At 60.4% G+C, this 18,040-nt stretch carries 15 protein-coding genes and 2 pseudogenes; 15 read left to right on the forward strand and 2 right to left on the reverse strand.

Annotation, left to right across the window (positions count from 1 at the left end; all coding sequences use genetic code 11):
* Positions 1–36 precede the first annotated feature (36 nt).
* The gene (gene rsgA, locus J7E41_RS23515; protein ID WP_214996670.1) at positions 37–1,068 is read right to left on the reverse strand and encodes a small ribosomal subunit biogenesis GTPase RsgA; all 1,032 of its coding nucleotides are present in this window, start codon (positions 1,066–1,068) and stop codon (positions 37–39) included.
* 106 nt (positions 1,069–1,174) lie between these two features.
* On the opposite strand from rsgA, the gene orn reads away from it, so the two are divergent.
* Both orn and J7E41_RS23525 read left to right on the forward strand, forming a co-directional pair.
* On the forward strand, positions 1,175–1,717 hold the full coding sequence (gene orn, locus J7E41_RS23520; RefSeq protein ID WP_169357602.1) for an oligoribonuclease: 543 nt from the start codon (positions 1,175–1,177) through the stop codon (positions 1,715–1,717).
* A 173-nt stretch (positions 1,718–1,890) separates the two neighbouring features.
* Positions 1,891–2,502 (forward strand): trimeric intracellular cation channel family protein, encoded by a 612-nt coding sequence (locus J7E41_RS23525; protein ID WP_214996672.1) that lies wholly within the window; start codon positions 1,891–1,893, stop codon positions 2,500–2,502.
* Here J7E41_RS23525 and queG read toward each other — a convergent pair.
* Complete coding sequence (gene queG / locus J7E41_RS23530) at positions 2,484–3,563, reverse strand: tRNA epoxyqueuosine(34) reductase QueG (protein WP_214996675.1); 1,080 nt, start codon at positions 3,561–3,563, stop codon at positions 2,484–2,486. The two genes, J7E41_RS23525 and queG, sit on opposite strands and share 19 nt — an antisense overlap.
* A 63-nt stretch (positions 3,564–3,626) precedes the next feature.
* Here queG and J7E41_RS23535 point away from each other — a divergent pair, with 63 nt between their 5' ends.
* The 13 genes and pseudogenes from J7E41_RS23535 to J7E41_RS28590 all read left to right on the forward strand — a co-directional run.
* A complete protein-coding gene (locus J7E41_RS23535) occupies positions 3,627–4,487 on the forward strand; it encodes an NAD(P)H-hydrate dehydratase (protein ID WP_214996677.1) in 861 nt (286 codons plus the stop codon).
* The gene (tsaE, locus tag J7E41_RS23540; protein ID WP_214996682.1) at positions 4,475–4,945 is read left to right on the forward strand and encodes a tRNA (adenosine(37)-N6)-threonylcarbamoyltransferase complex ATPase subunit type 1 TsaE; all 471 of its coding nucleotides are present in this window, start codon (positions 4,475–4,477) and stop codon (positions 4,943–4,945) included. Before J7E41_RS23535 ends, tsaE begins: the two co-directional genes overlap by 13 nt.
* A 3-nt stretch (positions 4,946–4,948) precedes the next feature.
* Positions 4,949–6,382 (forward strand): N-acetylmuramoyl-L-alanine amidase, encoded by a 1,434-nt coding sequence (locus tag J7E41_RS23545; RefSeq protein ID WP_214996683.1) that lies wholly within the window; start codon positions 4,949–4,951, stop codon positions 6,380–6,382.
* A gap of 14 nt (positions 6,383–6,396) precedes the next feature.
* Positions 6,397–8,295, forward strand: a complete 1,899-nt coding sequence (gene mutL, locus J7E41_RS23550; protein ID WP_214996842.1) for a DNA mismatch repair endonuclease MutL — start codon at positions 6,397–6,399, stop codon at positions 8,293–8,295.
* Positions 8,295–9,266 (forward strand): tRNA (adenosine(37)-N6)-dimethylallyltransferase MiaA, encoded by a 972-nt coding sequence (miaA, locus tag J7E41_RS23555; protein ID WP_214996684.1) that lies wholly within the window; start codon positions 8,295–8,297, stop codon positions 9,264–9,266. The genes mutL and miaA overlap by 1 nt, the downstream gene beginning before the upstream one ends.
* A 94-nt stretch (positions 9,267–9,360) precedes the next feature.
* Complete coding sequence (gene hfq, locus J7E41_RS23560) at positions 9,361–9,621, forward strand: RNA chaperone Hfq (RefSeq protein WP_094950970.1); 261 nt, start codon at positions 9,361–9,363, stop codon at positions 9,619–9,621.
* Positions 9,622–9,633: 12 nt separating this feature from the next.
* Positions 9,634–10,935 (forward strand): ribosome rescue GTPase HflX, encoded by a 1,302-nt coding sequence (gene hflX / locus J7E41_RS23565; protein ID WP_214996686.1) that lies wholly within the window; start codon positions 9,634–9,636, stop codon positions 10,933–10,935.
* A 96-nt stretch (positions 10,936–11,031) separates the two neighbouring features.
* The gene (hflK, locus tag J7E41_RS23570) at positions 11,032–12,210 is read left to right on the forward strand and encodes an FtsH protease activity modulator HflK (RefSeq protein ID WP_214996688.1); all 1,179 of its coding nucleotides are present in this window, start codon (positions 11,032–11,034) and stop codon (positions 12,208–12,210) included.
* Complete coding sequence (gene hflC, locus J7E41_RS23575; RefSeq protein ID WP_214996690.1) at positions 12,210–13,076, forward strand: protease modulator HflC; 867 nt, start codon at positions 12,210–12,212, stop codon at positions 13,074–13,076. The genes hflK and hflC overlap by 1 nt, the downstream gene beginning before the upstream one ends.
* A gap of 302 nt (positions 13,077–13,378) precedes the next feature.
* Positions 13,379–14,566 carry an ATP phosphoribosyltransferase regulatory subunit gene (locus J7E41_RS23580; protein ID WP_214996692.1) on the forward strand — a complete coding sequence of 396 codons (1,188 nt, stop codon included), beginning with the start codon at positions 13,379–13,381 and terminating at the stop codon, positions 14,564–14,566.
* A 54-nt stretch (positions 14,567–14,620) separates the two neighbouring features.
* The gene (locus J7E41_RS23585; protein WP_214996694.1) at positions 14,621–15,910 is read left to right on the forward strand and encodes an adenylosuccinate synthase; all 1,290 of its coding nucleotides are present in this window, start codon (positions 14,621–14,623) and stop codon (positions 15,908–15,910) included.
* A 1,113-nt stretch (positions 15,911–17,023) separates the two neighbouring features.
* Positions 17,024–17,077: pseudogene (locus J7E41_RS28585) on the forward strand (hypothetical protein); the annotation flags it as partial.
* A 390-nt stretch (positions 17,078–17,467) separates the two neighbouring features.
* Positions 17,468–17,983 (forward strand): annotated as a pseudogene (locus J7E41_RS28590) (methyl-accepting chemotaxis protein); the annotation flags it as partial.
* Between the last annotated feature and the right edge of the window lie 57 nt (positions 17,984–18,040).

The raw sequence follows: 18,040 nt of genomic DNA on the forward strand, positions 1-18,040 counted from the left end.
GGGGCAAGCCCCCTCGCCACGGTGTTGTTGCGCTACCTAGTAACTGGTTTCCGGCAAGCTGGCGATGATCGAGCGATAGCTGTTCATCCGCTGTTGTTGCACGCGACCGTCTTCCAGCGCCTTGAGCAGGGCACAACCCGGCTCGCGATCATGCTTGCAGTCACGGAAGCGGCACGTGCCGATCAAGTCGTTGAACTCGATAAAGCCCGCTTCCACATCCGCCCGGCTGACATGGCCCAGGCCGAACTCACGAATCCCCGGGGAGTCGATCAGCTCGCCGCCGCCCGGGAAGTGGAACAACCGCGCCGTGGTGGTGGTATGCGTACCTTGGCCGGAAAGCTCCGACAGCGGGCCGACACGGGTCTCGACTTCCGGCAGCAGGCTGTTGACCAGCGACGACTTACCCACGCCCGATTGGCCGACGAACACACTGATGCGCCCGTCCAACTGCTGTTGCAGTTGTTCCATGCCGTTACCGTGATGGGCAGAGACTTCCAGCACCGGGTAGCCCAGGGTGCGGTAGACCGCCAGCAACGCATTCAGCGCCGGTGCGTTCTGCTCGTCGATCAGGTCGAACTTGTTCAGCAGCAACAGCGGACGAATACCCGCGTGCTCGGCAGCCACCAGGTAGCGGTCGATCAGGTTGGCATGCGGCTCGGGCAGTGGCGCAAACACGATGACGATCATGTCGACGTTGGCCGCCACCGGCTTGAGCTGGCCGCGGCTGTCCGGGCGGCGCAGTTCGGTGGTGCGTGGCAGTTGCGCCACGATTACACCGATGCCCTGGTTGCCGGCACGCCAGACCACCTGGTCGCCGGTCACCAGCGCGGGCAGGTTGGCGCGCAAGTGGCAACGGAACACCTGGCCTGCGTGCTCGCCTTCTTTGGCCTCGACCTCGACCTGCACACCGAAGTGCGCGATCACCAGCCCCGTTTGTTCGGAGCCCAGGTCGCCGCCTTCCAGCGCTTCCACGGCGGAGGATTCACGTTTGGCGGCGCGGGCAGCGCGTTCACCCTGAATCTTTTCGATGCGCCAGTTTTGGCGACGGTTGAGCTGGCGTTTGGCCATTGGTGTTCCGTGTCGATAATGCAAAGGTTGGATAAAACGGTCGCGAGTCTAGCACGCCCTGCCTGCTAAACTGCGCAGCTACGCCAAGGTGCCAAGGAACCAAGACATGCAAAACCCACAGAACCTGATTTGGATCGATCTGGAAATGACCGGTCTGAACCCTGACACCGACGTCATCATCGAAATGGCGACCATCGTCACTGACAGCAACCTCAACACCCTGGCTGAAGGCCCGGTGATCGCCATCCACCACAGTGACGCCGTCCTGGCCACCATGGATGAGTGGAACACTCGCACTCACGGCGGTTCGGGCCTGACCCAGCGCGTGCGTGAAAGCCGTGTCAGCATGGCCGAGGCCGAGGCTGAAACCATCGCGTTCCTGGAGAAGTGGGTGCCCAAGGGCAAGTCGCCGATATGCGGTAACAGCATTTGCCAGGACCGGCGCTTTCTTTATACCCATATGAAGGCGCTGGAAAGCTACTTCCATTACCGCAATCTGGATGTATCGACCTTGAAAGAGTTGGCCGCACGCTGGGCGCCGGAAGTGAAAGACAGCTTCCACAAGGGCAGCACCCACCTGGCACTGGATGACATTCGCGAGTCGATCGCCGAGTTGCAGCATTACCGCAAGCATTTCATCAAGTTCTGATTCCGCAGGTGAGCTGTTGTGGCGAGGGGGCTTGCCCCCGTTGGGCGGCGAAGCGGCCCTGAAACCTGACAGCACTACCTATCTGAAAAAAAACTCCGCTGCCTTTATAAGGGGGCTGCTTCGCACCCCAACGGGGGCAAGCCCCCTCGCCACAACTTGCAAGGATCGCCGTCATGCTGCTGATGCTCTACCTCATCGCCATCACCGCCGAAGCCATGACCGGCGCCTTGTCCGCCGGTCGGCGCGGCATGGATTGGTTTGGTGTGGTGCTGATTGCCTGCGTGACGGCGCTGGGTGGCGGGTCGGTGCGTGATGTATTGCTCGGCCACTACCCGCTGACCTGGGTCAAACATCCGGAATACCTGGTGCTGACCTCCGTTGCCGCGCTGGTGACGATCTTCATTGCGCCACTGATGCGTCACCTGCGCTCGCTGTTCCTGGCGCTGGATGCCGTGGGGTTGGTGGCGTTCACCCTGATCGGCTGCATGACCGCTCTGGAAATGGGCCATGGCATGTTGGTGGCGTCGGTCAGCGGGGTCATTACCGGGGTCTTTGGCGGCATCCTGCGGGACATTTTCTGCAACGACATCCCGTTGGTCTTCCGCCGCGAGCTGTATGCCAGCGTGTCGTTCCTCGCTGCCTGGTTCTATCTGCTCTGCCTCTATCTGCAGTTGCCCAGCGAGCAAGCGATCCTGCTCACGTTGTTCAGTGGCTTTTTATTGCGTCTGCTGGCGATCCGCTTTCACTGGGAAATGCCCAAGTTCGTCTACAACGACGAACACTGACGCTCGGCGTGCTGCTTCAGCGCCCACTCCACGTGTTCGCGCACCAGTTCCGACGGGTAATCCCGGCGTGCCTTCAAGGCTTCCAGCACCGGTATGCTCGACGGCGCATTGCCCAGCCCTACTGCCAGATTGCGCAGCCAGCGCTCATAACCGGCCCGGCGCAGGGGCGAACCTTCGGTACTGCTGAGGAATTTATCCTCGTCCCACATAAACAATTCGGCCAGTTCTGCGTTATCCAGATTGTGCCGAGGCTTGAAATCGCTTTCGGATGAGATGTGTGCGAAACGATTCCACGGACAAACGATCTGACAGTCATCGCAACCGAATACGCGGTTGCCGATCAATGGGCGCAGGTCTTCAGGGATGGCGCTCTTGAGCTCGATGGTCAGGTAGGAAATGCAGCGCCGGGCGTCGAGCACGTAAGGCCCGACGAAGGCATTGGTGGGGCAGATGTCCAGGCAGGCGGTGCAGCGGCCGCAGTGTTCGGTGGAGTGGGGTGGGTCGACCGGCAACGGGAGGTCGACAAAGAGTTCGCTGAGGAAAAAGTAGCTGCCGGCCTTGCGATTGAGCACCAGAGTGTTTTTGCCGATCCAGCCTAAACCTGCCTGTTCGGCAATGGCTTTTTCCAGCACCGGAGCACTGTCGACAAAGGCACGAAAGCCAAACGGGCCGATTTGCGCCTGAATCCGGTCCGCCAGCTGCTGCACGCGCTTGCGGATCAGCTTGTGGTAGTCGCGGCCCAGGGCGTAACGGGAGATGTAGGCTTTTTCGGGTTGGGCCAGCAATTGCGCCATGTGCGTGTCGCCGGGCAGGTAATCCATGCGCAGGGACACCACACGCAAGGTGCCGGGCACCAACTCTTCGGGATGGGAGCGTTTGCTGCCATGGGCGCCCATGTAGTCCATCTCGCCATGGTAGCCGGCGTCGAGCCAGCGTTGCAGGTGTTGCTCATGCTCGGCCAGGTCCAGGCCGCTGATGCCCACTTGTTGAAAGCCCAGCTCACGGCCCCAGTCTTTGATCGATTGGGCCAGGGCGGGCAGGTTGGAGGTGATAGCAGGCATGAGACAAGAGAAACCGCAGGTTAGATGCGTATAATTCTGCCAGACATCGGAGCTTGAAGACGCATGCCGCAGACAAAACACGAAATAACCGACGTTCAGCACCTGTTGCCCGGCCAATTGCCGGAACTGCCTGCTCGTTCCCCGGATGCCCATAAAGGCCAGTTTGGCCATGTCCTGCTGATTGGCGGCGACCGTGGACTCGGTGGCGCGGCCTTGCTGAGCGCACAAAGCGCGCTGCGCAGCGGAGCCGGCCTGGTTTCCTTGGCGACCCGCAGTGAACATGTGCCGGCCGCCCTGGTACGCCTGCCGGAAGTCATGACCCTGGGCGTGCATTCGGCCAACCAATTGATGGGCTTGCTGGAAAAAGTCTCGGTGATCGTCATCGGTCCCGGCCTTGGCGAAGCGTCCTGGGGCAAGAGCCTTCTGTCGGCGGCGGCGAATGCCCGGCAGCCGCAGGTCTGGGATGCCGACGCGCTGAATCTGCTGGCGACGGGCGCTGTCAGCCTGCCGGCCAACTGCGTGATCACCCCGCATCCAGGTGAAGCGGCCCGGTTGATGGGGATTTCGACAGCTGAGGTTCAGGCGGACCGCCTTAACGTAGCGCGCGCGCTGAGTCAGAAATTCAATGCGGTGGCGATCTTGAAAGGCGCTGGCAGTTTGATTGCCAGCCCTCACGGTCGGGTTGCCCTCTGTGATCAGGGCCATCCCGCAATGGCGACAGCCGGTTTGGGCGATGTGTTGGCCGGACTGGTGGGGGCTTTGCTGGCCCAGGGGATGTCGGCATTTGACGCTGGCTGTCTGGCGGTCTGGTTGCACGCTACCGCTGGGGATCGTCAGGGTTCGTTCGGTCGCGGGCTGGCGGCCAGTGATCTGATCCCCGCCATTCGTCAGTTGCTGGAGGAACAGTCACCGTGTCTGAAGTAACCCTTTTTCTGGCTGATGAAGAGGCCATGGTCGCGTTCGGCAAGCGTATTGCCGAGGTCACCAAAGGCTCGGGGCTGATCTTTCTGGAAGGGGATCTGGGGGCCGGTAAAACTACCTTGTCCCGAGGCATCATTCGCGGGCTGGGTCATGACGGCGCGGTGAAGAGTCCTACGTTTACCTTGGTCGAGCCCTACGAGATCGGCGAAGTGCGGGCCTTCCATTTCGATCTGTACCGATTGGTGGATCCCGAGGAGTTGGAGTACATGGGCATCCGCGATTATTTCGATGAAGACGCCTTGTGTCTGATCGAGTGGCCAGATAAAGGCACAGGCTTTTTGCCAAAGCCCGACCTGACCATTACCATTAGCCCGCATAACAGTGGACGTCAGCTGAAGTTGTTGCCCCAAAGTGCGCGCGGTGAGTCGTGGTGTGTCGCTTTGGCATTGGAATTCAAATAATTGATGGGGTTAGGTATGCGCTTTCGCGCGTTGGTTACTGTCGTAGGGGTGTTGCTTGCGGCAATGACTGTCAATGCTCTGGCCGCTTCACAGGTGAAAAGTGTTCGCCTGTGGCGGGCACCGGATAACACGCGACTGGTATTCGACCTGTCTGGCCCGGTCCAGCACAGCGTCTTCACCCTGACGGCGCCTGATCGCCTGGTGATCGACATCAACGGTGCGACCCTGGCCGCGCCGTTGAAAGTCTCCACGGCCAATACGCCGATTACCTCCATGCGCTCGGCCCAACGTACGCCGACGGATTTGCGGGTGGTCATCGACCTGAAACAGGCCGTCACCCCGAAAAGCTTCTCGCTGGCGCCCAACGCCCAGTACGGTAACCGGCTGGTGGTCGACCTGTTCGACAACGCCGCCGATGCTGCGCCGCCGCCCGCGCCAACGCCTAGCGTGGCAACGGTGCCCGCAGTGCCGGTCAATCCATCGCAACCCCAGGTCAAGCTGCCACCCATGCCGCCGGCACCGGCGGGCAAGCGTGACATCATCGTGGTCATCGATGCCGGTCACGGTGGGGAAGACCCGGGTGCCTCGGGCTCGCGCGGCCAGCATGAAAAAGACGTGGTACTGGCCATCGCCCGTGAGCTGCAGCGTCAGGTCAACGGCATGAAAGGCTATCGCGCCGAGCTGACCCGTACCGGCGACTACTTCATTCCGCTGCGTGGACGTACCGAAATCGCTCGCAAGAAGGGCGCCGACCTGTTCGTCTCGATCCACGCGGACGCTGCGCCTTCTACCGCGGCCTTTGGCGCTTCGGTATTTGCCTTGTCTGATCGCGGCGCCACCTCCGAGACGGCCCGTTGGCTGGCGGACAGTGAAAACCGTTCCGACCTGATCGGCGGGGCCGGTAACGTGTCCCTTGATGACAAGGACAAGATGCTCGCTGGCGTACTGCTCGACCTGTCGATGACCGCCTCGCTGACGTCCAGCCTGAACGTCGGGCAGAAAGTCCTGAGCAATATCGGCCGCGTCACCTCGTTGCACAAACAGCGCGTGGAGCAGGCCGGGTTCATGGTGCTTAAATCGCCGGACATCCCATCGATCCTGGTGGAAACCGGGTTTATCTCCAACTCAAATGAAGCCTCGAAACTGGCCTCCTCCAGCCACCAGCAGGCGCTGGCGCGTTCCATCAGTGCCGGTGTTCGCCAGTTCTTCCAGCAGAATCCGCCACCGGGTACGTATATCGCTTGGCTGCGTGACTCCGGGAAAATTGTCCAGGGCCCACGTGACCATCGGGTTCAGCCGGGCGACACCCTGGCGATGCTGGCGGTGCGATTCCAAGTGTCTGCGGCGACCTTGCGCAGTGCCAACAACCTGAAGACCGACGAGCTGAAGGTCGGTCAAGTGTTGACCATCCCAGGCACTGAATTGGCGGCCCAGTAATGAGCGAATCGGTATTGAGCAACACCTCGCGCATTGAGTTGCTAAGCCCGCGTCTGGCCAACCAGATTGCCGCGGGCGAGGTGGTCGAGCGGCCGGCCTCGGTGATCAAGGAGTTGCTGGAAAACAGTATCGACTCCGGTGCCAAGCGTATCGACGTCGACGTTGAACAAGGTGGCGTCAAGCTGCTGAGGGTGCGTGACGATGGCAGCGGCATCTCCTCCGATGACCTGCCGCTGGCCCTGGCCCGTCACGCCACCAGCAAGATCCGTGACCTGGAAGACCTCGAGCGGGTGATGAGCCTGGGCTTTCGCGGTGAGGCGCTGGCTTCCATCAGCTCTGTGGCGCGCCTGACCCTGACCTCCCGCACCCGTGGTGCCGACCAGGCCTGGCAGGTAGAAACCGAAGGCCGCGACATGGCGCCCCGGGTTCAGCCGGCTGCGCATCCGGTGGGCACCTCGGTGGAAGTGCGCGACCTGTTCTTCAATACCCCGGCGCGGCGCAAATTCCTCAAGGCCGAGAAAACCGAATTCGATCACCTGCAGGAAGTCATCAAGCGCCTGGCCTTGGCCCGCTTCGATGTGGCTTTTCACCTGCGTCATAACGGCAAGACCATCCTCAGTCTGCATGAAGCCAATGATGATGCAGCCCGCGCGCGGCGTGTGGCGGCAGTCTGTGGCGCGGGGTTCCTGGAACAGGCTTTGCCCATTGAAATAGAGCGCAATGGTTTGCGCTTGTGGGGTTGGGTCGGTTTGCCGACTTTCTCCCGTAGCCAGGCAGACTTGCAGTACTTTTTTGTGAATGGCCGGGCGGTGCGCGACAAGCTGGTGGCCCATGCGGTGCGCCAGGCGTACCGCGATGTGTTGTTCAACGGACGGCACCCGACGTTTGTGCTGTTTTTTGAGGTCGACCCATCGGTGGTGGACGTCAACGTGCACCCGACCAAACACGAAGTGCGGTTCCGTGACGGGCGCATGGTTCATGACTTCCTTTATGGCACCTTGCACCGTGCCCTTGGCGATGTGCGGCCGGATGATCACCTGGCGGCGCCGATTGCGACGGCCATTGTCCGTCCTTCGGGGCCGGAAGCCGGTGAGTTCGGGCCCCAGGGTGAAATGAGCCTAGCGGCCAACTTGCTGCAATCGCCACAAGCCCAGCCGAGTTATACCGCGCCGGGTTCAGGCGCGGGCGCCGGTTATCAGTATCAATACACGCCACGCCCGCAATCGGCGGTGCCGGTGGCCGAGGCCCAGGCGGCCTATCGCGAGTTTTTTGCGCCGCTACCTGGAGCCGAGTCGGGCGCCGTCGCCTTGCCGGAAGGCCAGGGCGATGTGCCGCCGCTGGGTTATGCCCTGGCACAACTCAAGGGCATCTACATTCTGGCGGAAAACGCCCAGGGCCTGGTGCTGGTGGACATGCACGCCGCCCACGAGCGGATCATGTACGAGCGCCTGAAAATCGCCATGGCCAGTGAAGGCCTGAGCGGCCAGCCGTTGCTGGTGCCGGAATCCCTGGCTGTCAGCCAGCGCGAAGCCGATTGCGCTGAAGAGCATGTCAGCGTATTCCAGAAACTGGGCTTTGAATTGCAGCGTCTGGGCCCGGAAACCCTGGCTATCCGCCAGATTCCTGCGTTGCTCAAACAAGCTGAAGCCAACCGACTGGTCGCCGATGTGCTGGCAGACTTGATGGAGTACGGCACCAGCGACCGGATCCAGGCGCACATCAACGAACTGCTCGGCACCATGGCCTGTCATGGGGCGATTCGCGCCAACCGGCGTCTGGCCCTGGCAGAAATGAACGGTTTGCTGCGGGACATGGAAAACACCGAGCGCAGTGGCCAATGCAACCATGGCCGACCGACCTGGACCCAAATGGGCCTGGACGATCTGGACAAACTATTTTTGCGCGGTCGTTGATGAGCGTTCTACCTCCGGCCATCTTCCTGATGGGCCCGACGGCCGCCGGCAAGACTGACCTGGCCATCGAACTGACCAAGGTCTTGCCTTGCGAGCTGATCAGTGTCGATTCCGCCCTGGTTTACCGGGACATGGACATCGGCACCGCCAAACCTTCAAAAGAGCTATTGGCTCAGTATCCGCACCGGTTGATCGACATCATTGACCCGGCCCAAAGCTATTCGGCGGCGGACTTTCGCACCGACGCATTGGCCGCCATGGCTGAAATCACCGCGCGTGGCAATATTCCGCTGCTGGTGGGCGGCACGATGCTCTACTACAAGGCTTTGCAGGAAGGTCTGGCGGACATGCCGCCAGCCGATCCCCAGGTGCGTGCCGAACTGGAAGAAGAGGCTGCGCGCCTTGGCTGGCAAGCCCTGCATGACCAATTGGCGGCGGTGGACCCGGTGTCCGCTGCGCGGATTCACCCCAACGACCCCCAGCGCCTGTCACGGGCCCTGGAAGTCTGGCGAGTCAGTGGTCAGACCATGACCGCGCACCGACTGAGACAATCTGCGCAAAGTACTGATGCAGGCGCGTCTAGGCAGCCACAATTGCCCTATACTGTGGCGAATCTGGCCATCGCCCCGGCGAATCGTCAGGTGCTGCATGAGCGAATTGCACAAAGATTCACAATTATGTTGGAACAGGGGTTCGTGGAAGAGGTCGTAGCACTGCGTTCCAGAGGTGATCTGCATCCCGGGTTACCTTCGATACGTGCTGTAGGCTACCGCCAAGTCTGGGATCATCTGGATGGCAAGTTGACGTCAGCCGAAATGCAGGAGCGCGGCATCATTGCCACGCGCCAATTGGCGAAGCGCCAGTTCACCTGGCTACGCAGCTGGAATGACTTGCATTGGCTGGACAGTCTGGATTGCGACAATCTGTCACGCACCTTGAAATACTTGGGAACGGTCTCCATATTGAGCTGAGTCCTTGCAATTGCCGTCTATCCTTGGGGGTGTGACGGCTACGAGCTATCTATTTTCCGATTTTTTATTATTGATCCTTAAAGGAGTGCGGCACATGTCAAAAGGGCATTCGCTACAAGACCCTTACTTGAATACTTTACGTAAAGAGAAAGTTGGGGTTTCCATCTATCTGGTCAACGGTATCAAACTGCAAGGTACGATCGAGTCTTTCGACCAGTTCGTTATCCTGCTGAAAAACACCGTCAGCCAGATGGTTTACAAACACGCTATCTCGACAGTAGTGCCGGTTCGTCCAATTCGTCTGCCTAGTGCAACCGATGCCGAACAGGGTGACGCTGAGCCAGGTAACGCCTGATAGGAGTCTCCTTTGTTCTTTGAGCGCCACGGTGGTGGTGAGCGGGCAATCCTCGTTCACTTGGATGGTCAGGACCCTGAGGCGCGCGAAGATCCGCAGGAGTTTCAGGAGCTGGCAAATTCGGCTGGCGCCGAGACCGTCGCGTTTTTTAACGTGCCGCGTCATCGGCCAACCGCCAAATTCCTGATTGGCAGCGGCAAGGTCGAAGAGTTACGCGACCTGGTCCATGCCGAACAGGTCGATCTGGTTATTTTCAATCACGTCCTCACACCCAGTCAGGAACGTAACCTCGAACGTGTTTTCGAGTGTCGCGTGATCGACCGTACAGGTCTGATTCTCGATATTTTCGCCCAGCGCGCCCGTACCCATGAAGGCAAGCTCCAGGTTGAGCTGGCTCAGCTGGACCACATGAGCACCCGGCTGGTTCGCGGCTGGACTCACCTTGAGCGCCAGGGTGGCGGTATCGGCCTGCGTGGCCCGGGTGAAACCCAGTTGGAAACGGACCGTCGTTTGCTGCGGGTTCGCCTGAAGCAGATCAAGGCGCGGCTTGAAAAGGTCCGCAGTCAGCGCGAGCAATCGCGGCGAGGTCGCAAGCGCGCCGATATCCCGACCGTTTCCCTGGTGGGTTACACCAACGCCGGCAAATCCACACTGTTCAATGCGGTGACGGAGTCCGACGTTTTTGCGGCTGACCAACTCTTCGCAACCCTCGACCCGACCTTGCGCCGTCTGGACCTGGACGACCTGGGGCCGATTGTCCTGGCCGATACCGTAGGGTTCATTCGTCACTTGCCCCACAAGCTGGTCGAGGCATTTCGGTCTACGCTCGAAGAGTCGAGCAACTCCGACCTGCTGTTGCATGTGATCGATGCGGCCGAACCTGACCGTATGTTGCAGATTGAGCAGGTGATGGTGGTGTTGGGCGAGATTGGTGCCCAGGACTTGCCGATCCTCGAGGTCTATAACAAACTCGATTTGCTTGAGGGCGTGGAGCCGCAAATCCAGCGTGACGAAGACGGCAGGCCCCAGCGGGTCTGGCTTTCGGCGCGGGACGGTTCCGGGCTGGACTTGCTCAAGCAGGCGGTTGCCGAGCTGTTGGGCAACGATTTGTTTGTTGGCACCTTGCGCTTGCCGCAGCGTTTTGCTCGACTGCGGGCACAGTTTTTCGAGTTGGGCGCGGTCCAGAAAGAAGAACACGACGAAGAAGGTGTCAGTTTACTGGCTGTTCGACTGCCACGGGCAGAGCTGAATCGGCTGGTCAGCCGGGAAGGCATGCAGCCGATGGACTTCATCGAACAACACACTTTGCAATAAAAGCCTGAGAAAGCGGTTGTGCCGCTGTGGCAGGCATTCTGTAGCATTGGTCGGCGCGCCGTGGGTGCGTCTTTGCTTTATCAGATGGAGAGCGCTATGGCTTGGAATGAGCCGGGTGGCAACTCGAATAATCAGGATCCTTGGGGTGGTAAGCGCCGCAATAATGGCGACCGCAAGGGGCCACCGGATCTCGACGAGGCCTTCCGAAAGCTGCAGGAAAGCCTGAATGGGTTGTTCGGTGGTGGAAAGAAACGTGGTAGTGGTGACGAAGGTGGTGGTTCGGGCAAGGGCGGTGGTTACGGCCTGCTCGGCATCGGCCTCGTCGTGCTGGCGGCCGTCTGGCTGTACAGCGCGGTCTACGTGGTGGACGAGCAGGAGCAAGCCGTGGTGCTGCGCTTCGGCAAGTACTACGAGACTGTCGGCCCGGGCCTGAATATCTACTTCCCGCCGATCGACAAGAAGTACATGGAAAACGTCACGCGTGAGCGTGCCTATACCAAGCAGGGCCAGATGCTCACCGAAGACGAAAACATCGTCGAAGTGCCGCTGACCGTGCAGTACAAGATCAGCAACCTGCAGGACTTCGTGCTGAACGTCGATCAGCCGGAAATCAGCCTGCAACAAGCGACCGAAAGCGCCCTGCGCCATGTGGTGGGTTCCACCGCAATGGATCAGGTGCTGACCGAAGGCCGTGAATTGATGGCCAGCGAGATCAAGGAGCGCCTGCAACGGTTCCTCGACACTTACCGCACCGGTATCACCGTTACCCAGGTCAACATACAGAGCGCAGCTGCACCGCGTGAAGTACAGGAAGCCTTCGATGACGTGATCCGTGCCCGTGAAGACGAGCAGCGTTCGCGCAACCAGGCTGAAACCTACGCCAACGGCGTCGTGCCGGAAGCCCGTGGTCAGGCCCAGCGCATCCTCGAAGATGCCAACGGCTACCGCGATGAAGTGGTCTCCCGCGCCAAGGGTGAGGCTGATCGCTTCACCAAACTGGTGGCCGAGTACCGCAAGGCACCGGAAGTTACCCGCGAGCGTCTGTACCTGGACACCATGCAGGAAGTCTTTACCAACACCAGCAAGGTTCTCGTGACCGGCAGCAAGGGCGGGCAGAACAATCTGCTTTACCTGCCGTTGGACAAGATGATCGAAGGTGGTCGTAGTGGCAGCAGTGCGCCGTCCAGCGCTTCGACTGCCGCTGCCAATGAAGCGAGCGCTCGTGCGGCCGCTGACTTGCAGCAACAGCAATCACGTACCAGGGAGAGTCGTTGATGAGCAATAAATCGCTGACCGCCCTGATTGTGGGCGTCGTCGTGGTCATCGCTGCCTGGAACTGCTTCTACATCGTGGCTCAGACCGAGCGCGCGGTGTTACTGCAATTCGGTCGTGTGGTCCAGGCGGATGTCCAGCCGGGCCTGCATGTGAAAGTCCCCTACGTCAACCAGGTGCGCAAGTTCGACGCCCGCCTGATGACGCTGGATGCACCGACACAGCGCTTCCTGACCCTGGAAAAGAAAGCTGTAATGGTTGATGCCTACGCCAAGTGGCGCGTCAAGGATGCCGAGCGCTTCTACACCGCGACCTCCGGCCTCAAGCAGATTGCTGACGAGCGTTTGTCGCGCCGTCTGGAATCGGGCCTGCGTGACCAGTTTGGTAAGCGCACCCTGCACGAGGTGGTATCCGGTGAGCGTGATGCGCTGATGGCGGATATCACCGCTTCGCTGAACAAGATGGCTGAAAAAGAACTGGGCATCGAAGTGATCGATGTTCGGGTCAAGGCCATTGATCTGCCGAAGGAAGTGAACCGCAGTGTGTTCGAGCGTATGAGCACTGAGCGTGAGCGTGAAGCGCGCGAGCACCGCGCCAAGGGTAACGAGCTGGCCGAGGGTATCCGTGCGGATGCCGATCGTCAGCGTCGGGTACTGTTGGCTGAAGCCTATCGCGAGTCTGAAGAGGCCCGTGGTGATGGTGATGCTCAAGCGGCGGCGATCTACGCCAAGGCTTATGGCCAGGACCAGGAGTTCTACGCGTTCTACCGTAGCCTGCGTGCCTACCGTGAAAGCTTCGCGAACAAAACCGACGTCATGGTGCTGGACCCAAGTAGCGATTTCTTCCGCTACCTGGAAAAGTCCAAGTAACCCGCACTTGACCTGAGAATCGCTCCGTCTGGCGGCTAAAATGTCGGGCGGGGTGATCCTTTGAGAAAACGGGTGTATGATGCGGCAGCCGGGAAATTCCCGGCTTTTTTGCGTCTGCATGTTTGATTGTTATTTTGTGTCCGCGGACGCGACAGGTTTTTCGAGGAAAGTGCCCGACGAGGCCGATTAGTGGTCGTTCGTCACGTCGCTCTTGCGCGTGGTTTATGCAAGAGCCGGGTATTTTCTGCTTCACTCAAGGCACGCCTTAGGGCTGGCCGCCCGGATCATAGGGGAATGGCGTAATGGCAACGGTAGACCGCTGGCTGCTGCCAGATGGCATCGAAGAAGTACTGCCACCGGAAGCTGCGCGCATTGAAGTTGCGCGTCGCCAGGTGTTGGATCTGTTCCAGAGCTGGGGTTACGAGTTTGTCGTGACCCCCCATATCGAGTACCTGGAATCCCTGCTGACCGGCGCGGGCCAGGACCTGGATCTGCGCACCTTCAAGGTCATCGACCCGCAATCGGGCCGGCAAATGGGCTTTCGTGCCGACATCACCCCGCAAGTGGCGCGCATCGATGCGCACACCTTGCGCCGTGAGGGCCCGAGCCGCCTGTGCTATGCCGGCAGTGTCCTGCATGCTCAGCCGCGGGCCTTGTCGTCTTCGCGCAGCCCGATTCAACTGGGCGCCGAGTTGTATGGCGATGCGAGCCCGAGCAGCGATGTGGAAGTTATCAGCCTGATGCTGGCTATGCTGCAACTGGCCGATGTGCCGGATGTGCACATGGACCTGGGGCATGTCGGTATCTACCGTGGCCTGGCCCGTGCCGCTGGTTTGTCCGGTGAAGTGGAACAACAGTTGTTCGATGCCCTGCAACGCAAGGCTATCGATGAAGTGATTGCCCTGACCGAGGGCGTGCCTACTGATCTTGCTGGCATGTTGCGTTCGCTGGTGGATCTGTGTGGTGGTCGCGAAGTGCTGTCCGCTGCCCGTGATCGCCTGGCCAATGCGCCGGCCCCGGTGTTGGCTGCCCTGGACGACGTGCTGGCGATTGCCGAGCGTCTGTCGGCGCGGTTCCCGCAGTTGCCGCTGTACTTCGACCTGGGTGAGCTGCGCGGTTACCACTACCACACCGGCGTGGTGTTCGCCGTGTTTGTCCCGGGTGTTGGCCAAGCCATCGCTCAGGGCGGTCGTTATGACGATATCGGCGCCGATTTTGGTCGCGCTCGTCCGGCGACCGGTTTTTCCACCGATTTGAAAACCCTGGTGACCCTGGGGCGTGCTGAGGTCGAGTTACCGTCTGGCGGTATCTGGATGCCCGACAGTACGGACGCGGCACTCTGGCAGCAGGTTTGCCAGTTGCGCAGTGAGGGTCAACGTGTTGTTCAGGCTTTGCCTGGGCAGCCATTGGCCGCCGCCCGTGAAGCGGACTGCGACCGGCAATTGATTCAGCAGAACGGGCTTTGGCAAGTATCGCCACTGGCTTCTTGAGTTTTCCTGCCGGCCGTTGCCGGCACCAAGTTTGCGCGAATGAGGACAAGTGTTATGGGTAAGAATGTCGTAGTCCTGGGCACCCAATGGGGTGATGAGGGCAAAGGCAAGATCGTTGATCTGCTGACCGAACATGCTGCCGCCGTAGTGCGCTACCAAGGTGGCCACAACGCTGGCCACACCCTGGTCATCGATGGCGAAAAAACCGTCTTGCACCTGATTCCGTCGGGCGTGCTGCGCGAAGGCGTGCAGTGCCTGATCGGTAACGGCGTGGTGGTTGCACCTGACGCCCTGCTGCGCGAGATCACCAAGCTGGAAGAGAAAGGCGTACCGGTGCGTGAGCGCCTGCGTATCAGCCCGTCCTGCCCGTTGATCCTGTCCTTCCACGTAGCGCTGGACCAGGCCCGTGAAAAGGCCCGTGGCGAGCTGAAGATCGGTACTACCGGTCGCGGCATCGGCCCGGCATACGAAGACAAGGTGGCTCGTCGTGGCCTGCGTGTTGGTGACCTGCTCAACATGCCGCGTTTTGAAGACAAGCTGCGTGAGCTGGTGGAATACCACAACTTCATGCTGGTGGGTTACTACAAAGAGCCGGCCATTGACTTCGAAACGACCTTGGCCGAGTGCAAGGAATACGCTGAGCTGCTCAAGCCGTTGATGCTGGACGTGACTGCCGAGCTGCACGATCTGCGTCGCGCAGGCAAAGACATCATGTTCGAAGGCGCTCAAGGTTCGTTGCTGGACATCGACCACGGTACCTACCCGTACGTGACCAGTTCCAACACCACCGCTGGTGGCGTTGCTACCGGTTCGGGTGTTGGCCCTATGTTCCTGGACTACATCCTGGGCATCACCAAGGCTTACACCACGCGGGTCGGCTCGGGTCCATTCCCGACAGAGCTGTTTGACGAAGTGGGTGCGCACCTGGCTAAACAAGGTCACGAGTTCGGCGCGACTACTGGTCGTGCTCGTCGTTGTGGCTGGTTCGACGCTGTTATCTTGCGTCGCGCTATCGATGTGAACAGCATCTCGGGCATCTGCCTGACCAAGCTGGACGTACTCGACGGTCTGGAAACCATCAATATCTGCGTCGGCTACAAAGATGCGCAAGGCAAGGACGTTGCCCCGACTGACGCTGACAGCTACGTGGGCCTGCAGCCTGTGTACGAAGAAGTGCCGGGCTGGACCGAGTCGACCGTAGGTGCCAAAACCCTGGAAGAACTGCCAGCTAACGCCCGTGCTTACATCAAGCGCGTTGAAGAGCTGATCGGTGCGCCGATCGATATTATTTCGACCGGTCCGGACCGCAACGAGACCATCGTTCTGCGTCACCCGTTCGCGTAATAAGCTGTTGATGTAAAAGCAAAGGGTCCCTTCGGGGACCCTTTGTCGTTTCTACCTTGCGCACGGCATGACCCTTGCTATGTTTCTCTCTTTCGAGGTGCCATCAATTTAATGGCACCGTAGGTAGAGGGATTTCCAGTGTCTGCCGTTCTTTCACTGTTACAAAGCCGTCTGTTGCGGCCGGTGTTCGTTACTCTAGGTATCGCTCTTCTGGTGCAAGTGCTGGTGGCCGTCGCCCTGACGCGGAGCACAGTTACCGCCTTGGAAGCCGATTTGGGTAATCGCCTGGGCGTGGACAGTCAAAAACTGTCGGGTGAACTGACGCAGGCGGGGAAGGAGGTCACCTCCAGCCTGGATAGCCTGTCCTCCAGTACGCGACAGCGTCTGACGGCGGGGCTTTCCACTCGATTGCAGGAAGAGCAGAAGCAACTGCGTGCGACTCTGGAAAAAGACCTGAAAGACTCGGCCAATGACATGGCGCAGTTGCTGGCCTCGGTGGCGCCGCGCGCCATGTGGGACAGCGATGTGCCGACCCTCTCCGAGTTTGCCCGGCGCGCCCAGCGCAATCCCAATGTGTTGTTTGTGGTGTACGACGATGCCAACGGCCAACACCTGACCCGTTATTTGAATCGGGACAACCCGATCAACCAGGCGCTGCTGGACAAGGGCAAGGGCGAGCGAGCTCTGGATAAGTTACTGGATGCCGCTAAGAACGATCCGTCGGTTTACTACCTTGAATCCTCCATCAGTCCCAATGGTGTGGAGATCGGCAAGGTCATCATGGGAGTTTCGACTGCCTCGGTGGATGCTGATCTGGCCGCCCTGGATAAGCGCTTCGCGGCGCTGATCGCCAGCAGCGATCAATTGGTGGGCGATAGCCTCAAAGGTGCGGCTGCGGACAGCGCATCGGCCATGGGCGCGCGCTTGCAGTCGGCCCAAGCCACGGCCACTCAGATGACTGCCAATACCAGCAGTGCCGTACAGGAAGCTGCTGGCACTTTGCGCTGGCGCATCGGCATGGGTCTGGCAGTCGTCGGTTTTGGCGTGTTACTGCTGATCGCCGTGGTCCTCGGGCGTCGAGTGGTCAATCGCTTGAAACTGCTGATCGCCGCCATGGATGATCTGGCGGCCGGCGAGGGTGACCTGACCAAGCGCGTGCAGATCAGCAGTCGGGATGAAATCGGTGAGATGGCTTCGGCAGTCAATCGCTTTGTGGATAAGTTGCAGCCTATCGTGCGTGAAGCCGGCGATGTGGCCCAGCGTACCGGTGTGGAAATTGGCGCCATGACCTTGCGCAACGCGGGTGCCGATGCGGCCGCCGGCTTGCAGCGCGATGAAGTCGCCGAAAGCCTGCGGGCGTTGTCGCAGATGGCTGATGCGGCTCAGGCGGAAAGCCATGCCATGCAGGCGGCGTTGCAGCAGGTAGTGGATATTCGTCAGGCCACTGACGAGAACTCGCGTACCTCCGCTGAGGTCGGCAGTCTGATCGAGGCATTGGCGGGGCAGGTGGACGATGGTGCCAAAGTCATTGAGCGCCTGGCGCGGCAAAGCGAACAGATTGAAGTGGTGTTGACGGTGATTCATGGGATTGCCGAGCAGACCAATCTGCTGGCGTTGAATGCCGCTATTGAAGCTGCGCGGGCGGGTGAGACCGGACGTGGCTTTGCGGTGGTAGCGGATGAGGTGCGAGCTCTGGCCAGCAAGACGCAAAGCTCTACGGGCGACATCCAGGCTCATATCGTGGCCCTGCAGCAAGGTGCTCGTGAGGCCGTGGAGACCATTGGCAAGGCCGGGCGCCAAGCCAGCGAAGGCTTGCTGGTGCTGCGCGACAGTGTGCGCTTGCAGCAATCGGTGCAGGCGTCGGTGGAGCAGGTGCATGCGGCGATTGGCTTGGCGACCCGGGCGGCGGAGCATCAGGCCAAAGGTGCCCATGCCGTGCGTGGGCGGGTAGAGGTTATCCATGCCCAGGCTGAGCGAGCGGCCCAGGCGGTGGTGGAGACTACGGCCAGCGGTAAAGTGCTGGATGGCTTGGCGGCGCAGTTGAAGGCGAGTCTGGGGCAGTTTCGGGCTTAGTGTTGTCTGGTCGGGCCCTTTCGCGAGCAAGCCCGCTCCCACATTTGACCGCGTTTA

The organism is Pseudomonas fluorescens, from assembly GCF_018614655.1.
GTDB lineage: Bacteria > Pseudomonadota > Gammaproteobacteria > Pseudomonadales > Pseudomonadaceae > Aquipseudomonas > Aquipseudomonas fluorescens_BX.